The organism is Xenorhabdus sp. TS4 (assembly GCF_014467265.1).
GTDB classification, from domain to species: domain Bacteria; phylum Pseudomonadota; class Gammaproteobacteria; order Enterobacterales; family Enterobacteriaceae; genus Xenorhabdus; species Xenorhabdus ehlersii.
The window spans coordinates 1-834 of sequence record NZ_NKHQ01000127.1; the positions used below are offsets into that span (position 1 = coordinate 1).

2 protein-coding genes are annotated in these 834 nt (G+C 46.9%); both read right to left on the reverse strand.

Annotated features, from left to right (window positions below; genetic code table 11):
* Nucleotides 1–539 (reverse strand): IS630 family transposase (locus tag Xets_RS20670; protein WP_187652521.1); only part of this gene is annotated, 539 nt, incomplete at its 3' end.
* A complete protein-coding gene (locus Xets_RS20675) occupies nucleotides 508–831 on the reverse strand; it encodes an IS630 transposase-related protein (protein ID WP_074025175.1) in 324 nt (107 codons plus the stop codon). The genes Xets_RS20675 and Xets_RS20670, both read right to left, overlap by 32 nt.
* Between the last annotated feature and the right edge of the window lie 3 nt (nucleotides 832–834).

Genomic DNA, 834 nt, shown 5'->3' on the forward strand with positions numbered 1-834 from the left:
CTGACATATTCAATATGCTCCGTAAACAACTCATCAACTGAACATCTTTTTTGCCTCCTTATCGCTTTTGCTCCGCCCCATTTGTGTTCTATCGGGTTCAAATCCGGACTATAAGCGGGAAGCCATTTCAGTTGACATTTGCTGTCGGCTATTGCTTGTGTCGTATCATTCCGTTTATGGAAAGGCGCATTGTCCATCACTATCACGGCGCCGTGTGGAAGCTTTGGCAGCAAATCTTGCGTCATCCACGCATAAAAAACGTCGGCATTAATATTCTCGGTAAACAAGCTTAAGGTGACGAAGGTATTTTCGAGAATGGCGCCAATGACGTTGATACGGCTTTTTGCGTGCCAGTCATGCGGACCAAAACAGCGTAACCCTTTTTCCGAATAGCCATATTGACGTGGCATCGACTGAGCAAAACCACTTTCATCCAAATACACAATCGGCCTGCCCGTCCGTTCATAGTCGCTGATGCGCTCGATAAATGCCTGACGAGCCTGAAAATCAGCGCGAGGGTGTGTTAACGTTTTTTTTATGGGTGATCCGAAGCCGTTTCAGGGCGTAATGAATAGCCGATTGTGAGACACCCAAACGTTTTGCTCTTTCCCATTGATAGTCATCGGGAAAGTTTTGGACATCTGCCCTGAGCACCGCATCAGGGATTTTCGTGGCGGGTTTATTGTGGGTCATGCAAGGTTCTATCTGATTGCACCACCGGAACAAGGTGCGCATGGAGATTTCAAAATGGGCACTCGTTTGTTCGAAAGTCAACGAATGCTTGTCCTTGTATGCCAGTACTCTCTTTCGAAAATCTAAGCTGTAGCCCATCTC

Excerpts from the sequence above, each read along its gene's own strand:
- Xets_RS20675 (WP_074025175.1), bottom strand. The coding sequence starts at position 831 with ATGGGCTACAGCTTAGATTTTCGAAAGAGAGTACTGGCATACAAGGAC.